Here is an 18,349-nt window from a genome sequence, read left to right as displayed (position 1 = left end):
AGGGGTCGTTCGCCGGAGCCGCCGTCCCCCCGCGGGCGGCTCCGGTGACTGCGCCGGAGTGGGTCTGACCACTCCGTCCAGGCCGCTGTCTGCGCGCCGTTGCTCAGGCTTGCCACCTCCGGCGGCGCTGGCTCCGGCAGCTCAGCCTGTGCGCTTGGGGTCTGACTGCGCCGGTTGGACAGGCATGCTTGGCCCCATCTTTTGTTGTGCGCTTATCTGGAGTCCGTTGTGAATGCCCCAACTGCTGCGCCGCAAGGCGTCAACACGCTGCTGCTGCTGTTCCTCGTGGCTGCCGGTTTCAGCCTGCTGTCGCTGCTGGTGCCCACCGGGCGATTTGCCGAGGGCCAGCCGCTGTCATTGGCCAGCTTCGAGCTCGGCCCCACCGCGCATTCGCTCAGCCTGTTCGCGGCGGGCGAGGGTCGGGGATTTCTCAATTTCCTGTTCGAAGGCCTGGTTTCCGGCAGTCGCAACGGTGCGGCGGTCGGTGTGATCGCACTGGTCTTCATCATCGGTGGCAGCTTCGGCGTGGTGCAGGCCTCCGGTGCGGTTGATCGCGGCCTGCTGCGCTTGATCGCGCTGACCGGCGGCCGAGGCTGGCTGCTGCTGTCGGCTCTGTTCATCGCCTTTTCACTGGGCGGTGCAGTGTTCGGCATGGGCGAGGAAACGATCGCCTTCCTGGCTCTGTTGCTACCGCTGACCGATCGCCTGGGTCTACCCCGCGCATCGGCGGTGATGTGCACCTACATGGCCAGCCAGATCGGTTTTGCCAGCTCATGGATGAACCCCTTCAGCGTGGTGGTGGCGCAGGGCATCGCCGGGCTGGAACCGCTGTCAGGGCTTCAGTTCCGCCTGTTCATGTGGAGCGCATTCACCCTGGTCGGGTTGGGCTTCACCCTGCGCTACGCGTTTGCCCACCGACAGCCGGGGCAGAAGGCCGCGGAGGTTCTGCAGTCGCCACCGCCGCTGGATTGGGCTGATCGACTGATCCTGCTCAGCGTGCTGGCGACGGTGGTGTGGATCGTCTGGGGTGTCAGCACGCGCGGCTACTACCTGCCCGAGATCGCTGGTCAGTTCTTTACTTTGGGTCTTGTGGTCGGCGTGATCTGCTGGCTGGATCGCCGGATGGGCGCGAACAAGGTCGCCGAAGTCTTTACCGACGGCGTGCGCGCGCTGGTGCCTGTCGCGCTGGTGATCGCCGCGGCCAAGGGCCTGCTGTGGCTGCTCGGCGGCAGCGATCCACATCAGGCATCGGTGCTGAACACCCTGCTGTTCTCGATGGCCTGGGTGCTCGATGGCGCCCCGCCACTGCTCGCTGCACAGGGCATGTTGGCGGCGCAGTCGGTGTTCAATTTCTTTGTGACTTCAGGCTCGGCGCAGGCCGCCATCACGATGCCGCTGATGGCCGGATTGGGCGACCTGGTCGGCGTCAGTCGGCAGGTGTCGGTGCTGGCGTTCCAGCTCGGCGACGGGCTGACCAATCTGGTGGTCCCGACCTCTGCGGTGCTGATCGGCGCCATCGGTGTTGCCGGACTGAGCTGGTCGCAGTGGCTGCAGATCGTGTGGCGGTTCGAGCTGTTGCTGCTGGCGCTTGCGGCCTGCTTCGTCGCCGCGGGCGTATTGATGGGGCTGAGCTGATGACCTTGCTTGGGGTTCGGGACACCGCGCTGTTGATCCGCAACGTCGAGCTCTACGCACCGCGGCCGCTGGGGCGCTGCGAGGTGCTGGTGGTGGCGGGACGGGTGCTCGCAATCGCCAGCACGATCGACCCGGGTCACAGCCTGCCGCTGCGATGCCTCGATGCGGGCGGCCGACTGCTGGTGCCGGGCCTGGTCGACAGCCTCGTGCACATCGGCGGTGGCGGCGGCGAAGGCGGTTTCGCCACGCGTGCGCCGCCGCTTGGCGCCGATGCCGCGCTGCGCGCTGGAGTGACGACGGTGATCGGCGCGCTCGGCACCGATGAAGTCACCCGCGGCCACGCCGATCTGCTGGCCTGCGCACGCGGGCTCACTCAGGCGGGCGTGTCGGCCTACGTCCTCAGCGGCAGCTATCGAGTGCCGGTGGCCACCCTGACCGGCAGCCTGCGCTCGGATCTGGTGCTGATTCCGGAAATGATCGGTGTCGGCGAAATCGCGATCGCTGATCACCGCGGCTCGCAGCCCACGCTTGATGAGCTGGCGCGCATCGGTGCGGATGCGAGGGTCGGCGGCATGCTGGCGGGCAAGCGCGGGACAGTTCTGGTCCATGTCGGTGATGCGGCTGAGGGCTTGAGCCTGTTGCATGCCCTGAGCACTCGAACACCGCTGCCCGCCAGCGGTTGGCACCCGACCCACATCAATCGCAACCGCCTGCTGCTGGCGCAGGCGTCGGCCTGGTCTGCGCGCGGCGGCAGCGTCGATCTGACCGCCAGCACCACCCCCCAACTGCTGGCCGAGGGCGAAGTGCCCGCCGCCCAGGCATTGGTTGAACTGCTGGGATCGGGGGTGCCGATCGGGCAAATCACGCTGAGTTCTGACGGCCAGGCCAGCCTGCCGCAGTTCGATGCCGATGGCCGTCTAGTGGCGATCGAGTTCGCCGCGATTGACAGCCTGCTGAACAGTCTGCGCCAGGCGGTGCATCAGCATGGACTGTCGCTGGCGACTGCACTCGCGGCGATCACCAGCTCGCCGGCCGATATCTGGGGACTGCCGCGCAAGGGCAGGATCGAAGTCGGCGCGGACGCCGATATGCTGCTGCTGGAGCGCGACAGCCTGGAGCTGGCGGCGACCATCGCTGCCGGCAGTCTGCATGTCTACGACGCTGCTGACTTGCGCGACCAATTCGCTTGAGCGGCCGCCGTCGCTGGCAAGGCCGTGCAGTGCCGGGGAGATCCAGGCACTGCCGGGACGCCTCGGCAGGCGTCGAATGGACGTCCGAGTCGGTGTGATTCAGCGCGCGTCGATCACCGTCTGTGTGCCCAGGCCCGGCCCGAACACCACCGCATTGCCGAGCACGCGCTGCATGCCGATGCTGGCTCCGCGGAACACCGGCGTGCTGGCGAACAGGATCACCTGGCCGCTGCCTTTCGATTCCTGCGTCACCCAGGCGGTGTTGGCGATGCGCTCCTGGGCTTCCGGCCACAGCAGGCCGCCCAAGCGCAGGTCCAGGGTCTGCGCCGGCGGCAGGCCGCCCCAGCCGTAGATGCTCCAGTGCTCGGCGGGCTTGCCCTTGGTTTCAGCCGGGCGCAGCGCGCCGATGCGGAACGGCGCAGTCACTGGATCCGCCGCCATCAGCGGGGTGTTGCCGTCGACCAGCACCGGCAGGCTGTCACCACAGCCGAAGCTCAGCCAGTGGTGGGAATCGCAACGGGCTGCAACGAAACTGCCGACCGGCATGAAGCGCTGCTGCCAGCTGTCGAGTTCGGTCAGCGCATCGCCTTCGGCCAGTTCGGCCTCGGGATCGATACTCCAGGCCGCGCGGCTGGAGGCCGGCGTGCCGCGCGCGTACGGATCCGCGCTCAGTTCAGTGCGGGCCGAGGCCGCCAGCCACTCGCGGGCGAGCTGGTCGCGGAAAGGCTTCAGCTCCTTCAGCGCTTCGGGCAGGCCGCGCGCTTCGGCCAAACCATTTTTCTTCGCCAGCGCGCTGGCGCCGCTGCCGATCGCGACCAGGGTGCCGCCGGCTGCAACCCAGGTGTCGAGCGCTTCGCTCACCTCTTTGGGCAGGTTGCCCCAGCGTTCCGGCAGCACGATCACGCGATAGCCGCGCAGGTCGGTGCGGGTCAGTGCGCTCTCATCCAGCAAGGTCGGCACCAGGCCGAGGCCGTGTTCGAGGTAGTGCCAGATCGCGCCGAAGTTGGAGGGATCGACCATGCCCTTGCCAAGAATGGCGACCGGCGCCGGCTGCAGCAGGCCGAACTCACTGCCGCCGAGATCAGGTGAATCACCCGGGCCCTGGCCGCTGCGCAACGCCACCGGCGCCTGCTGAAGCGCGCTTGCCGCCGCCAGCGCCTGGCGCAGCTGTTCGCTGCTGTGCTGCGGGTGGTCGTAGCGGGTCAGCAGCACGCTGCCGCGCGGGTAGTCGATGCCGTCGAAGCGGACATCCTTCAGCGCCACGCGCAGCTTCAAACCGGCGCGCAGCAGCTGGGCGGCGGCGGCCACGGCGGAATCATCCTCACCGGGGATCAGCCAGCCGACGCTGGAGTCAGCTGCAGTGCCGATCGTCGCGGGCTGCGCATTCGCCGGCTCTGCCTGCGCCGGCAGTGCGCCCTCGATGCGCCAGGCCGGCAGGCCGAACATCATCGGCAGGTTCCACGCTGTGATGTCATAGATCGTGCCTTCGCCGGAGCGCATCAGCTCTTCGCGCTCGCGCTTGAGCGAGGCCTCGTCAATGCGCGGGTCGAACTCCATCAGGGTGGCGGCCAGCCGGCCGAGCGGCTGACGGGTGCTGATCAACAGGCTGCCGGCGGGAAGCTCAACACGCTCGCTGCGGCCGGCCAAGCCATTGCCCTGCACCGACCACGCGCCGGTGAGGCGCTGTGTTTCAACGCCCTGCAGATCCAGCAGGGCCTGCAGCTGACGGCCGCGGCTGGGATGCCGCGATACGTCGATCGCATAGACCGTCTTTGCGTAGGCGCCGCTGCCGTCGACCAATGCGCGGCGTTCGTCCCAGAACGCCTGCAGCAGGGGCTTGCGGCGGCTGCGCATCGATTCGATGTTGGCCACCGCACTGGCCAGTTGGCGGGCCACGCCGTCGGCGTAGAACTGCACATTGCCGTTCGGCTGGCGCACGCCGAAATCGGCGACGCGGGCCTGCTCGTACAGGATGTTCACCGCACCGCGCAGGCCGCCCCAGGCATCCGAATAGCCGGGATACCAGCCCTCGTTCCACTCGCCGGAGTAGTACACCCAGCCGCGCCGATCGAACGCCGTCGCCTGCTCGCGCGCGAACTCCTCGGCGAAGCGGCTGAAGCTGGCGGCGAAGTGCGGGTTCAACGGCGCTCGCGCGGGCGAGAACAGAAAGGTGTCGTGCTCGCCCATTTCATGCGCGTCGACGAACACCAGCGGATGCCAGCGCCGCAGGAACTCCAGCCGGCCGCGGGTCTCGGGCTGGCTGGCGTAGATCCAGTCGCGATTCATGTCGAACACATAGTGATTGCCGCGGCCATACGGCCAGCTCGCGCCACGCGAAAGCTGCTGGCCGTCATAGCTCGGCTCGGCACCGCGGAAGCCGCGTAGGTCCGCCAGAGCGCGCGCGCGGCCGTCCGGGTTCATCAGCGGGTCGACCATCACCACGGTTTCATCCAGCGTGCGCAGGGTCGCCGCATCGCGGCTCGCCAGCAGGCCATAGACGAGGCCCAAGGCGGCGTCAGCGCCGGAGTTTTCGTTGCCGTGGATGCTGTGCGCGATGTAGGCAACCGCCGGCGCGCTGTCGATGATCTCGGCGGCGCGGGCGGCTGAGGTGCGGCGCGGGTCGGCGAGCTCGTCCAGGCTGTTCTGGATCGCATCGAGCTGGGCCAGATTGGCCGGGCTGGAAATGATCGCCACCGACAGCGGCCGGCCCTGATGGGTGCGACCGTACTCGACCAGCTTGATGCGATCCGACACCTTCGCCCACTGCTGCAGGGCGGCGTGGATCTGCTCCGGGCTTGCAGCCTGCTCGCCGAGCGGAAAGCCGAGCAGGGCATCGGGATGCGGAATCGACGGGTCGGCCTCGAACGCGCCGAACGCCTGCACCACCGGCGCTGTCGGGGCCGGCCCCGCGGCAGGCAGCTGTGCCGTAGCGGCCGAGCACAGGGCCCAGCCGAGCAGGCAGGCGGGAATCGAGAGCCGCGAACGAGCAGTCATGAACGCATTCCGTTTGAGGACAGACGCGGAAGTCTGCCTCAGCCGCCGCCGCGGCACGCGTGCGTGAAGTCAGCGGTGAGCGGCCAAAACGCGGGGCGCCCGGTGTCGATGCGTCGCTGCTAGCCGCGAAACAAGCCGCGCGCCGCGCGCCGCGCCGCCTCGAAGCTGAAATGTGCTTCGACGTTGGCGAGTCCATGCTCGGACAGCTGCTGCCACAGCTCGGGATCGCGATAGGCCCGCAGCACTTCCTCGGCGAAGGCTTCGGGCGTCTCGGCGATCAGCACATCGCGGCCGGCTTCGGCGTGCATGCCTTCGATCGCGATCGGTGTGGCGACCACCGGCTGGCCGTAGCTCATGCTCATGTTGACCTTGCCTTTGACGCCCGCGCCGAAGCGCAGCGGCGCCACCGCCAGTCGGCAGTTGTCCATGAATGGGGCAATGTCCGGCACGAAACCGTGGAAGCTGATGCCGGGGCGCTCGCCGAGTGCGCGCACGCTGTCCGGCGCCTTGCTGCCGACCACGTGGAAGGTGATCTCCGGTGCTTCGGCGCGGATCAGCGGCAGGATCTCGTCGGCGAACCACAGCACCGCATCGACGTTCGGCGTGTGCTGATAGCCGCCCATGAAGACGAGGTCATTGCGCTCGCGGTAGCTGCGGCGGCAGCCGTGGACCTCGTGCACGTTCGAAAGGATATCGACCCGCGCCTGTGGTGCTTCGCTCGCTAGCAGTGCCTGCTCAACCGGGCTGACCACCAGGGTGATGTCGCTGCGGCGGATCAGGTCGAGTTCCTTGTCGCGGGTCTGCGCGGCCTGGCGGCGCAGGTCGTCGCGGTCCGCGAGCTCGGCCTCGCGCTGTTCGCGCAGGTAGTGCAGGTCGACCGTGTCGAACACCAGCTGCGCCTGCGGCGCGTGCTGGCGCACCAGCTCCATGTACTGCACGGCGATGTAGTGGCGGCTCAGCACGATCAGGTCGAACCGTTTGCCGTGCTCGGCAAACCAGCCCGGCACATCGGCCAGGAACGGATGCCACAGCACTTCCACGCCCAGCTGTTGCAGCTCGTCGGTGTAGCGCTCGACCCAGGCGCGGTTGTCGGCGAAGAAGCTCACCGCGCAGCCGTCGGCGCGCAGCACCTGCATCAGGTTGACCATGCGCAGCGAGCCGGAATCCTGATCGGGCGCCGGCGTGGTGGCGTCGATGATCAGCACGCGGCGGGCATCACGATGCTGGCGGGCGATCTCGATCGATGTGCCCGGGGCAGGATGCGCGCGCAGACGTTCGCCCCAGCGGGCCAGAAACTTCTGCTGGTTGACGACCTGATAGGCCTTGATGCCGGTCGAGGTGTCGGTGCCCGAGCTGATGCCCTCGAAGTGCACCACCGCTGACTTCGGCTGGTACAGCACGCGCAGACCGCTGGCCCAGACCTTCATCGCCAGGTCGGTGTCTTCGTAATAGGCAGGCGCGTAGTGGGTGTCGAAACCGCCGAAGCGGTTGAACAGTTCGGCCGGCACCGCAATCGCCGCGCCCGAGCAGTAGTCGACTTCGCGCAGGTAGTTGTATTCCGGCGCCGCTGGATCCTGGAAGCGGCCGTAGTTCCAGCCCGAGGCGTCATTGAACACGATGCCACCAGCCTCCTGCAGGCGGCCGTCGGGATAGATCAGCTTGGCGCCGACCAGGCCGACCTTGTCGTGCTGCTCGAAGGTGTCGATCAGCGCATCCAGCCAGCCGGGCTGCACGGCCGTGTCGTTGTTGAGAAACACCAAGTACTCGCCGCGCGCCGAGGCCGCGCCGGCGTTGCAGGCGCCGATGAAACCGAGGTTCTCGGGGTTGCGCTGGTAGCGCAGGCCGTCGATCTGCGGCAGGGTCTCAGCGCTGGCATCCGACGAGCAGTCGTCGACCACGATGATCTCGGCCGCGATCCTTGAGGGCTGCGCGAGGATCGAGCGCAGGCAGGTCAGGGTGTGGTCCAGATGGTTGTAGACCGGAATGATCACGCTGACCCGCGGCGCATCCGGGCAGGGCAGGGCGAAGGGCGCAAACGGCGCGCTCGCCGGCACCTCCAGCACGGTGCCGGGCAGCACTGGGCGCACCTCCTGTTTGATCCGCTGCACGGTGCCGTTCAGGCCGCGCGAACGCAGGCTGCGCAGGCCGCGGCTGAGCAGGGAGCTGGCGCGCTGGCGACGGAAGTTGAAGCTGGCCTTGGCGCGCTCGATCAGGCGACGGATGCCGCGCAGCGGGCGAGTCAGCTTCCAAGAGCTGCTCTGCAGGATCTGATTGCGTTCGCTTTCGAACTCGTCGCGCTGCTGCTGCAGGGCCGCCACCCAACTGTTCAGTTGCGCCGCTTCGGCCGCTCTCTCTGCGGCTGTGTCCTCGATGTGGTTGCGCAGCAGGGCAAGGGTATTCTCCAGCTGCGCGTCGGCGCCGGTTGAAGCCTCGCTCTCGCTGGACGACGACTCAGCTTCGCTGCCGATCGGCAGCATCTGCTCCAGCATTTGCTGCGCGTCGGCAAGCCGCTGCCGCTCCTGCTCCACACGCAGTTGTTCGTGTTCGACCTGCTGCTTCAACGCGTCGATTTCCACCTGCTGACGCTGCGCCCACTGGGTGCGCTCGCCCGCCAGTTTCTCCTGATCACGCGCCCACTGCGCGCGGCGTTCGCTGTCGACCAGCGCTGCGGACGTGGCACGCTGCGCAGCAGACAGCGCCCGCTGCAGTCGATGCTGTTCAAGCTGTTGTGCCCGCAGCTCGCAATCGATGCCGACGGCTTCAAAGCGCCGGGTCTGCGCGCTGCGCGGGTCCACTGCCAGACGCTCGGCATAGGCCGCTGCCATCGACGCCAGGCTGTGCACCTGTGGCCGGCTGCGACGCAGGCCGTGCAGCGGCGCGCGGTTCTGTGCGATGAAGCCGAGCGCCCGCAGGATGCTGGCGGCATCCGGATTGACCAGCAGGCCGGTCTTGCCCTGCTCGATGCGTTCGGCGTAGCTGCCGATCCGCGTCGCCAGCACCGGCAGGCGCAGCGACCACAGTTCACTCAAGGTGTAGCTGAAGGTCTCGGCGACGCTGGCCGGGAGCAGGGCGAGGTCGGGTGCGAGCGCATGGACATGCTGGGGCAGATCGTCGTGGCGATAGTCGAGCACGATGTGTACGCGGTCGGCGCCGAAGAAGCGCATGCCGGCGGCGCCGCAGCCGAGCAGCACCAGTTCGATGCCCTCGGGCAGCTGCGGAATGATCTCCGCCAGCAGTTGCTCGCCCTTGCCGCCGTTGATGCGGCCCGGCACCAGCACGCGCAGACGCTCGCGTGGCGGTGGTTCGGGCGCGATTTCAGGCTGCGGCCAGTCGGCCAGGCCGTGGGCGATGCAGTGCCGCGGCAGTTCGGCCAAGGCGGGTGCCAGCCGCAGGGTGTTGTCGAGCACCGCGCGGGTCGGTGCGATCAACTGCGCATTCGCTGCGAGCAGCGCTGAGATATAGGCCTGACGCAGGCTCAGCCAGGTGTCGGCGGGCTGGGCCGCGAACGGCGATGCGGCCGAGGGCTGGGCCAGGCTCGCGGCCAGTGCGGCATCGGAAGGATCGAAATCGGCGCCGCCGAAGTCGGCGTGCAGGTTCGGCCACAGCGGGTGGTAGTCGTGGCAGACCACGGCGGTCGGCAGGCCGGTGCGCAGCACGTCCAGGCTCAGCCCGATCAGCGACGAGACCAGCACGCCAGCGATGCCGAAATCCTGGCTCAGGTTCTCCAGCAGTTCGGCGCATTCACGCGAGCGGACTGCGGTGGTGGCGATGGGTGCCGCCAGGGTCTGGCGGCGCAGCGCGGCCCCACCGGGGCGCTGTGTCAGGCGCAGCGCCACGCCGGTGAGCTGGCGGTCGGAATCGCTTTCAGCCTGCAGCAGCAGGTGCGCATGGTGACTGTCGCCGTCGATCAGATCCTCGACGAAGCGCGCGCTGCCGCCGCCCCAGCCGTGCAGCATGTGCAGCAGCACCGGCCGACCGTCGAGGCCCGGATAGCCCGACGCGCAGGGCTCGGCCGACAGCGGTGCCAGGCGCAAGGCCAACGCCTGCACCGCCAGCGCCGCGTGTCCGCTGAACTCGCCGGGTACGCACAGGCGGGTGTAGACCGCGCTTTCAAAGTTCGCGGGCACGCGCGGCTGGGCTTCGATCGCGCAGGCTTCGGCCAGTTCGGGCACGGCCGCGGCCGGCAGTCGGCAGGCGCTGAGGTTCAGATCCAGCCAGGGCAGGGGCTGCGGGTCGCCGGCCAGCCAGCACAACCGGTCCAGCGTTGCCGGGTCGGTGTCACCTTGACCGTGTTCAGTGATTCCGGTTTGCAGCTCGCTGCAAGGCACCGCGCTGATGATCGCGTTGCTGTGGCCCAGCCGCAGCAGTCGCCGTGCGGTGTAGGCGGGCAGGGCAGCATTCGCCGCCAACAAAAGCACCGGGCGGCCCGGGAAGCCGACGGCTCCCGACTGCAGTGCGCTGGCGGCATCGCCGGCCAACAGCAGCTCGGTCGAGGCCGGCAGGCCGCGCAGTGCAGGGAGATCATCGAGGCTGTCCAACCGACAGGTGCCGATCGCGAGCTGTGGGGCGTACAGGCAGATCAGCGGTGCGTGGAGTGCGTCCGCAGTGGCAGGCAGGCTCAAGTCATGTCCGGGGGATGAAGGCCACGGCCCACAAAGGCCGCTTCGGCGAGGCCGCGATTATCGCAACCCGGCCGCAGACCCGCCAGCGACCTGAGTTCGCCGCTGGCACCCGTGTAAACGACGACGCCGGGCCTGAAGGGCCCGGCGTCGAGACGACCGGATTGCCAATGGACAGACGAGCCGGCTAGCCGGCCGGTGCGCTGACGCGCTTGCGGTTGTCGCGGGAGACGCGGTCGATCAACTTGTTGTAGGGGTCGAAGCCGACCTCATAGGGCAGGGCGTCGACCTCGATCCGGATCTCCGGTGCGGCGGTGGTGATGTGGTGGCGCTTCAAGCTCAGCACGGTCTCTTCCTGCTCGCTGGCGCCGGGGGCACGCGCGAACACGCCGACTTCGATCCAGTCGTCCACCGGCACCGGAGTTTCCTTACCAACGCCATCGGCATGGAACTTCGCCGCATGCAGCTGCAGGGTCAGCGCGTAGCGGCCATCGGCGAGCGCTTCGATCTGCACCTCCTCAACCCGGTTGTCGTAGAACACGATGCGCTCGAACAGATCGGTGATCAGCGCTTCGTGCTGCGGGCCGGCTTCCTCGCGGATGTAGGTCAGCAGCTCGCGGGAGGTGGTGAAGGGCGGCTGCTGGAAGGCCTTGTCGGCCAGGTAGCGGCTGAGCGCGCGATTCAGCGTGGCCTCGCCGATTTCCTCGCGCAGCCGATAGAACACCAGCGAACCCTTCTGGTAGTGGATATAGGGCTGGTTCTCGACACGGTACAGCGGCTGCTCCTCGCGACTTTCGCCGCCGCGACCCGAGAGATAGCGATCCAGCTCGTAGCGCAGGAAGCGTCGCATCCGCTCCCGTCCGTACTCGCGCTCCATCACCATCAGTGCGGAGTACTGCGCGAGCGATTCCGACATCACCGTCGAACCCTGCACATCGGCCCCGATCACCTGGTGCGCCCACCACTGATGGGCGATCTCGTGTGCAGTGACGTAGTAGACGTAGTCGATGTCTTCGGGATCGCGCAGGTCGGCGATGAAGCCGATCGCCTCGGAGTAGGGAATGGTGTTCGGAAACGCCTGGGCGAAACTCTGGTAGCCCGGGAACTCGATGATCCGCACCTGGCGGTGCTGGTAGGGGCTGAAGTGGGTGCCGAAGTAGTCGAGCGAATCCTGCACCGACTTGATCATGCGCTCCGCATTCCAGGCATGGTCGGGGTGGTGGTAGATCTCGATCGGCAGGCCATTGAAATCGCCGCGGGTCACCTGCCAGCGGGCGGACAGGAACGAGTAGAAGGGCAGGATCGGCCGGTCCATCGCGTACTCGAAGCAGCGCCGGCCATCACGCTCGAACTCGCGCTTCAGATAGCCCGGCGCGAGTCCGATCTGGTCGGTCGCCGTGCAGAAGGTCGCGCTGAAGTCGATCCAGTGTCCGTCGTCGGTCACATAGGTGTGCGCGTGCGCCTCGGTGTCGTCGAGGTCCGCCATGCGAGGCGCTTCGGGCAGGCCGCGTTTGCGCCTTTCGTTGCGGTCGCCCAGTGCGCGCCCCCGGCTGTAACCCAGGGAGGGAAAGCTGAAGTTGTTGAAGAAGGTTCCGTTGTGGACGATCTCGGTGGGGCCGCGCTGGTTGCCGAATCCGCGCTGCTGCGAACGCAGGGTGAACCGCATCGTGCGGGTCTCGCCCGGCTGCATGGCTTGCTCCAGCCGGTAGATGCGGTAGCCCAGCTCGACGTCATCATGTCGGAGCTCGGCCGCGCCAAGGTCCATGCTTGGATGCTCGGCCTGCGGATTCAGCTGGACATGGATCTCCTGCAGCGGAACGAAGTGCGGATTGCGCAAGGTGTACTCGCCCCGCACCTCCAGCTTGAGCGCGTACGGGTCCAGATCGACCTCGATGGCCTGCGCGGTGATCAGCGGTTGCGGCTGGCCTTCGTACTTCTTGTAGAGCTCCTCGTAGCGGATCTGGTCTGCGATCACGGTCTCGCGACTGCTGTATCGATTGAGAACGTGCGTGTTGTAGAAGATGTAGCTGCCGACGCCTACCCAGGCCATCGTGGCGAGCGCAAGGCCAGCTCCCAGTGGGCCGCGCATGCGCTGACGCGCGAGCCGCAGGCGTTCGCGGCGGGTTGTGGCGGTGCCACGTACCCACAGCGCCGTGGCAAGCAGCAGCAGGGCAGTCAGGAACAGCGCCCAGTAGCCCTTGAACCACGCCCACGCGATCCAGAAGTGGCCGTAACCGTTCAAGTCGGAGTAGGGCAGGTCGGGGCTGCCGTAGTAGCGGTAGAGGTTGTTCTCGTAGCCCACGTAGTCCAGTACGACGAGCAGGGCGATACCGCCCATCAGCAGGCCATAGGCGATGAACTTGTTGTTCGAGAGCACCTGCAGCACCAGAGCCGCGCCGGCCACCAGGATCGCAGGCACCGCCATGACCAGGATCGCCTTCAGATACAGCAGCGGTTCGAGCTGGGTGAACCCCTTAGACAGCTGCACGCCCATGGAGGCGAGAACGCCAGCGACCAGAAAGGCGAACACCACCAGCACCAGCGCGGAGAACTTCGCGAACAGCGGGGCCGCGTCAGGCACGGGCAGCGCATCCGTGACATCACTCAGGCGCAGCTGGCGTTCGCGCCAGACCAGCTCGCCGGCGTAGAACATGACGATGATGTAGAGCAGCCAGCCGTAGGCGCCCTCCAGCGTCTCCAGCATCAGTGAGGTCACCGGATACGAAGGCGTCCCGTAGAGCGAGCTGATATCGGTGGCGCTGCCAAGGAAGTTGACCATGCCGAACAGCAGCATGATCAGGAAAGGCACACTGGTGAAAACACCGCGCGCATCGAACTTCAGGATCTGCAGGTACTGCCGCAGAGAGACGCGCAGACCGCTTTCGGGCTTCGTGACAGGCAGAGGCACCACACGCTGCACGCTCGCGCTGACAAGCGCAGCCCTGCGCTTGAACCAGGCGCGACCGGTGCCGCTGCGTTCGGTCTTGAACAGGCGAAAGGCCGCTGCCGCGAGCATCAGCCCGACCCCTATCCACAGCGCGCGATTGGCAATCAGGTAACCGCCGAGTTCGGGTAGCAGGGTGTTGCGGTCCTGCGCGGACCAGTAGCGAGTGCTGAGTCCCAGCGCGCGCACGCCGAAGGGATCGGAAAGCGCTGCCAGCCATCTGTTGTCGAGGTCGCTCAGCAGTACGCCCGACACGACGTACAGCACGAAGAAGGCGATCACACCCACATAGACCGCCAGCAGACTGCGGGTGGTGACTGCGAGCAGCGCCAGCAGCGCGCCGGTCAGCAGCAGGTTCGGCAGGACCAGCACCCCCATTCCCCACGCGTAGGGCATGAGCGCGTTCGGTCCGATCCGTGCCGGATCGATCCAGGGCATGTAGGGCGCGATGAAGAGGCCCAGGGCGAAGGCGATGTAGACGATCAGACTGGCTGTCAGGCCGGCCCCGAATCGCCCCGCGAGGTAGTCACGCTTGCGGATCGGGTTCGAGAACAGCAGGTCAGCGGTGCCGGCCTCGAAGTCTCGGAGCAGCGCTCCGGCGATGAAGATGCAGATCACGAACAGGCCGAGCACCGAGGCGATCACCAGGAACTGCAAGGTCACCAGCGGGGCGTTGCGGTTGACGTTGCCAACGGCGCTGCCGAGCGTCACGGCGTCCGTGCTGGCGACGGTGAAGGCGATCAGGCCGAACAGCCCGGCGATCAGCCACAGCAGGGGCGAGCGCAGTTGCTCGCGCAGTTCGAAGCGGAAGAATTCAAGGATCATGCGGGCGGCCTCAGGCTGCGCGCGCGTGCTGACGCAGGCGCTGGAAGTAGACGTCTTCCAGATCCGGCTCGACCGCAACGAAGCCGTCGCCGGGCGCGCTCTCGCTGAACACGTGAATCAGTGGCCGACCGCCCACCAGCCGGGTTGACAGGATCTGGTAGCGCGACTGGTGCTCTGCGAGTTCGGACTTGTCGAGCTGCTTGCGCCAGACCTGGCCGGCAAGCGCCTGGATGGTGGTGTGGGGCTCGCCTGTCAGCAGCACCTGCCCGCGATTGATGATCGCCATGTGGGCGCAGAGGTCGGTGACATCCTCGACGATATGGGTCGAGAGAATCACGACGACTTTCTCGCCGATCTCGCTCAGCAGGTTGAGAAAACGGTTGCGCTCCTCGGGATCGAGCCCGGCGGTGGGTTCATCGACGATCACCAGCTTGGGGTCGCCGATCAGCGCCTGGGCGATACCGAAGCGCTGACGCATGCCGCCGGAATAGGTGCCGAGCTTGCGCTTGCGGGCGTCCCACAGATTGACTTTGTGCAACAGCGCGTCGACCACTTCGCGCCGCTGCGCGCGCTGGGTCAGGCCTTTCAGCACCGCGAAGTGGGTCAGCAGGTCTTCCGCGCTGACCTTCGGATACACGCCGAAGTCCTGCGGCAGGTAGCCGAGCTGTCGCCGCAGGGCGTCTTTCTCCACCAGCACGTTGAGACCATTGAAATCGATGCTGCCGCTGTCGGGCTCCTGCAGGGTCGCGATGGTGCGCATCAGCGAGCTCTTGCCGGCTCCGTTCGGGCCCAGCAGGCCGAACAGGCCGGTCGGAATCTGCAGGCTGACTCCGGCGATAGCGCGCACCCCGTTGGCATAAGTCTTGGTTAGATCGCGAATCGAAAGCATGCTGGGCTCCTGGTCGGTTGTGACTTGGTGGTGTAGGTTACTATAACACCAGCGCTCGACCGCAAGTAAACATTTCTTCATCGAGCGGGAATGCCGGGTAAAGCGGCCGCCGGCCGATCACGGCTCTGTTCCTTGAGCGGCGGCTACACTTGCCGGCCGCTTTGCCGACAGGCCGATCACCCCGCGTGAGCTCCCAGAAGACCACCCGTCAACTTGAAACCCCCGCACCTGAGCGCAGCTGGGGGACGCTGATCTGGGCGATCGCCAAGACCGCCCTGCTGCTGGGAGCCGGTCTCGCCACGGGCTTTCTGGCGCCGTATTTCTGGGTGATCGACCAGCGCGTCGCCGCCGATTTCGCTGCGCTCAGCTGGCAGGTGCCGACCCGGGTGATGGCGCGGCCGCTGCTGCTGAAGTCCGGCGTCGCGATGGATCTGGCCGGCTTGCGCGCCGAACTCGATGCCGCGGGCTACCGCGATGACGGTCAAGGTCGCGAGCCCGGCAGCTACGGGATCAACGGCCAGCGGGTGCAGCTGAGCACGCGAGCCTTCATCGATGTCGATGGCGCGCAGCCGCCGCTCAGCGCGCGAGTGCAGCTCGCCGGTGGTCAGATCTCGGCGCTGACCGATCTGTCTGGCAAGGCGCTGGCCGAATTGCGCGTCGACCCCGCGCGGATTGCAACCCTGTACGGAGAGAAGCGCGAAGAGCGCCGGCTGGTGCGGCTGGAAGACGTTCCGCCGCTGGTGGTGATGACCCTGCAGGCGGTCGAGGACCGCGACTTCAAGCACCACATCGGCATCGATTTCAGCGGCGTGGCGCGCGCGGCCTGGATGAATCTGCGCTCCGGAGAAATGCGCCAGGGCGCCAGCACCTTGACCCAGCAGCTCGCGCGCAATCTGTATCTGACCCGCGAGCGCAAGCTGTGGCGCAAGGTCAAGGAGGCGCTGCACGCGCTGGCGATCGAGCGGCGGTTCGAGAAGTCGCAGATCCTCGAGGCCTACCTCAACGAGATCTTCCTCGGCCAGCAGGGCGGCCAGGCCATCCACGGTGTCGCCGCCGCGGCCGAATTCTGGTTCGGCAGCGAGCTGGCCCAGCTCAAGCCGAATCAGATCGCCCTGCTGATCGGCATCATCCGCGGGCCGTCCTACTACGACCCGCGCCGGCATCCGGAGCGCGCGCTGGAGCGCCGCAACCGGGTGCTGAACCAGATGGCCGAAACCGGCCTGATCGAGGTCTCCGACGCCGAGCGCGAGGCGGCCAAGCCGCTCGGCTTGAAGCGCAACGTTAGCTTGGCCGGTAACCGCGCCCCGGCCTTCATGGCCCTGGTACGCACTCAGCTGGAGCGCGACTACCCGGCCGACGCGCTGCGCGGCGCCGGCTTGACGGTACACACCACCTTGTCGCCGCTGGCCCAGGCCGAGGCCGAACGCGCGGCCCGCGAGCAGCTCGATGCCCTGCAGACCGACGCCCGCCCTGAGCTGCAGGCCGCGGTGGTGGTGACCGATGCCGCGCACGGCGAGGTGTTGGCCTTGCTGGGTGACCGTGCCGCCGATGGGGCGGGCTTCAATCGAGCCTTGGACGCGCAGAGGCCGGTCGGTTCGATGCTGAAGCCGTTCGTGTATCTGCTGGCCTTGGCGCAGCCCGGGCGGTTTGCCCTGGCCAGCCCGATCGACGACACCCCGATCGAGCTGCGGCTGCCGAACGGGCAGGCGTGGGCGCCGTCCAACTCCGACAATGTCAGCCACGGCAGCGTCACCCTGCAGGCCGCGCTGGCGAATTCCTACAACCAGGCGACGGTTCGGCTGGGCATGCAGCTGGGCGTTGACCGACTGGCCCAACTGATCGAAGCGTTGTCCGGCACGCGTCCGCAGCCGCATCCCTCACTGCTGCTGGGCGCGGTCGACATGAGCCCGTTCCAGATCGCCCAGCTGTATCAGTTCGTCGCCTCCGGCGGTCGCCTGCAGCCCTTGCGCGCGGTGCGCGGTGTGCTCGACGCAAGCGGCGAACCACTGACCCGCTACGACCGCCCGACCGATCCGGCCCAGCCCGGCGATGCGCTGGCCGCGCGCTTGATCGGCATCGCGCTGCAGGATGCCGCGCGCACCGGTACCGGCAAACGCCTGTACGCCGACGGCCTCGGACATCTGCAGCCGGCCGGCAAAACCGGCACCAGCAACGACGGCCGCGACAGCTGGTTTGCCGGCTATACCGGCGCGCATCTGGCGGTGGTGTGGGTCGGCAATGACGGCAATGCGGCGACCGGCCTGTACGGCGCCTCCGGCGCGATGCGTGTGTGGACCGCGCTGTTCAAGCGCTTGCCCAGCTCCGTCCTGAACGTCGGCACCGATGGGCTGGAGTTTGCCTGGCTGGACGCCGACAATTTCGCCCGCACCGATGAGGCCTGCCCGGACGCCCGCCGCTTCGCCTTCATCGCCGGTTACACCCCCGAAGACTACGAAGGCTGTCCGCTGACGCGCGTGCGTGGCTGGTTCGGCCGTGGAGATTCCGCGCAATGAAGCCGCAACGTTTTGCTGTACTCGCCGCCGTTTCGGCGCTGATGGCGGGCTGCGCCAGCCTGCCGCAGACGCCCGTCACGGAGCAGCCACCCGCGCCGCCGCCGCGCGATCTGATCGCCGAGCTGTACGCAATGGTTGAAGCCACTGATCAGATCGTGGTCGAGCCCTTGCCGGATGCCGAGGTTGAAGACCTGAAGATCGAGGCGACCTCCGCGATCGCCCTGCGCGACCTGGAGCGCGCGGCGCGCAGCCTGATGCAGGCGCTGGAGCTCCGCCCCGGTCGACCTGACCTGCTGCAGCTGCGCGCCGAAGTCGCGCTCGGCCTGCAGCTGCTTGACGAGGCCGAGACTTTCGCTATCGCGTCGTATGAAAGTGGCCCCAAGCTCGGGCCGCTGTGCCGGCGCAACTGGGCCGCGATCCAGCTGGCGCGCGAACTGCGCGGCAATCAGGAATCCGCCGATGTCGCCCGCGGCCAGGCGCTGCGTTGTACCTCCGAGCCGCCGGTTCGGATGTAGGTCCGCGCCAAGGGTCGCGCAGTTCCATTGGCAGGGTGCCGGCCGATCCCACCACGGCTGCGGCGCAGCGCTGGACCGATCACATTGGCGGCTCTCGGCGGTAAGCGTCCGCCCAAGCCACCTACCGCTTCGCCACTCGCCGTGCTGAGCCTCAGTTGCAGATCGGCGCCCAGCCCTCGATCGGCAGCAAGCTGTCGATGTCGCGGTTGCGCGTGGTCGGCAGTC

General features: G+C 67.6%; 8 protein-coding genes and 1 pseudogene. 4 read left to right on the top strand and 5 right to left on the bottom strand.

Annotated elements, in window-relative coordinates; all coding sequences use genetic code 11:
* Positions 1–228: 228 nt before the first annotated feature.
* Positions 229–1,635 (top strand): putative basic amino acid antiporter YfcC, encoded by a 1,407-nt coding sequence (gene yfcC / locus ACIQ7H_RS09130; RefSeq protein ID WP_395790611.1) that lies wholly within the window; start codon positions 229–231, stop codon positions 1,633–1,635.
* Complete coding sequence (iadA, locus tag ACIQ7H_RS09125; protein WP_395790609.1) at positions 1,635–2,825, top strand: beta-aspartyl-peptidase; 1,191 nt, start codon at positions 1,635–1,637, stop codon at positions 2,823–2,825. Before yfcC ends, iadA begins: the two co-directional genes overlap by 1 nt.
* 99 nt (positions 2,826–2,924) lie before the next feature.
* Here the strand turns inward: iadA and ACIQ7H_RS09120 are convergent, their stop codons facing one another.
* From ACIQ7H_RS09120 to ACIQ7H_RS09100, 5 genes and pseudogenes are all read right to left on the bottom strand, one after another.
* Complete coding sequence (locus ACIQ7H_RS09120; protein ID WP_395790607.1) at positions 2,925–5,819, bottom strand: M14 family metallopeptidase; 2,895 nt, start codon at positions 5,817–5,819, stop codon at positions 2,925–2,927.
* Between the two features lie 119 nt (positions 5,820–5,938).
* Entirely contained in the window at positions 5,939–8,029 is a 2,091-nt protein-coding gene (locus ACIQ7H_RS09115) for a glycosyltransferase (RefSeq protein ID WP_395790672.1), read from the bottom strand.
* 699 nt (positions 8,030–8,728) lie between these two features.
* Positions 8,729–9,775 (bottom strand): annotated as a pseudogene (locus ACIQ7H_RS09110) (glycosyltransferase); the annotation flags it as partial.
* A gap of 850 nt (positions 9,776–10,625) precedes the next feature.
* Positions 10,626–14,207, bottom strand: a complete 3,582-nt coding sequence (locus ACIQ7H_RS09105; RefSeq protein ID WP_395790605.1) for a M1 family aminopeptidase — start codon at positions 14,205–14,207, stop codon at positions 10,626–10,628.
* 10 nt (positions 14,208–14,217) lie between these two features.
* Positions 14,218–15,096, bottom strand: a complete 879-nt coding sequence (locus ACIQ7H_RS09100) for an ABC transporter ATP-binding protein (protein WP_395790603.1) — start codon at positions 15,094–15,096, stop codon at positions 14,218–14,220.
* A gap of 185 nt (positions 15,097–15,281) precedes the next feature.
* On the opposite strand from ACIQ7H_RS09100, the gene mrcB reads away from it, so the two are divergent.
* Both mrcB and ACIQ7H_RS09090 read left to right on the top strand, forming a co-directional pair.
* Positions 15,282–17,609, top strand: a complete 2,328-nt coding sequence (gene mrcB / locus ACIQ7H_RS09095; protein ID WP_395790601.1) for a penicillin-binding protein 1B — start codon at positions 15,282–15,284, stop codon at positions 17,607–17,609.
* Positions 17,606–18,124, top strand: coding sequence for a hypothetical protein (locus ACIQ7H_RS09090; protein ID WP_395790599.1), 519 nt, complete (start codon positions 17,606–17,608; stop codon positions 18,122–18,124). The genes mrcB and ACIQ7H_RS09090 overlap by 4 nt, the downstream gene beginning before the upstream one ends.
* Positions 18,125–18,349 lie beyond the last annotated feature (225 nt).

It is taken from the genome of Aquimonas sp., from assembly GCF_044377145.1.
Taxonomy (GTDB): Bacteria; Pseudomonadota; Gammaproteobacteria; order Xanthomonadales; family Xanthomonadaceae; genus Aquimonas.
This window is presented reverse-complemented; position numbering and strand designations above follow the sequence as displayed.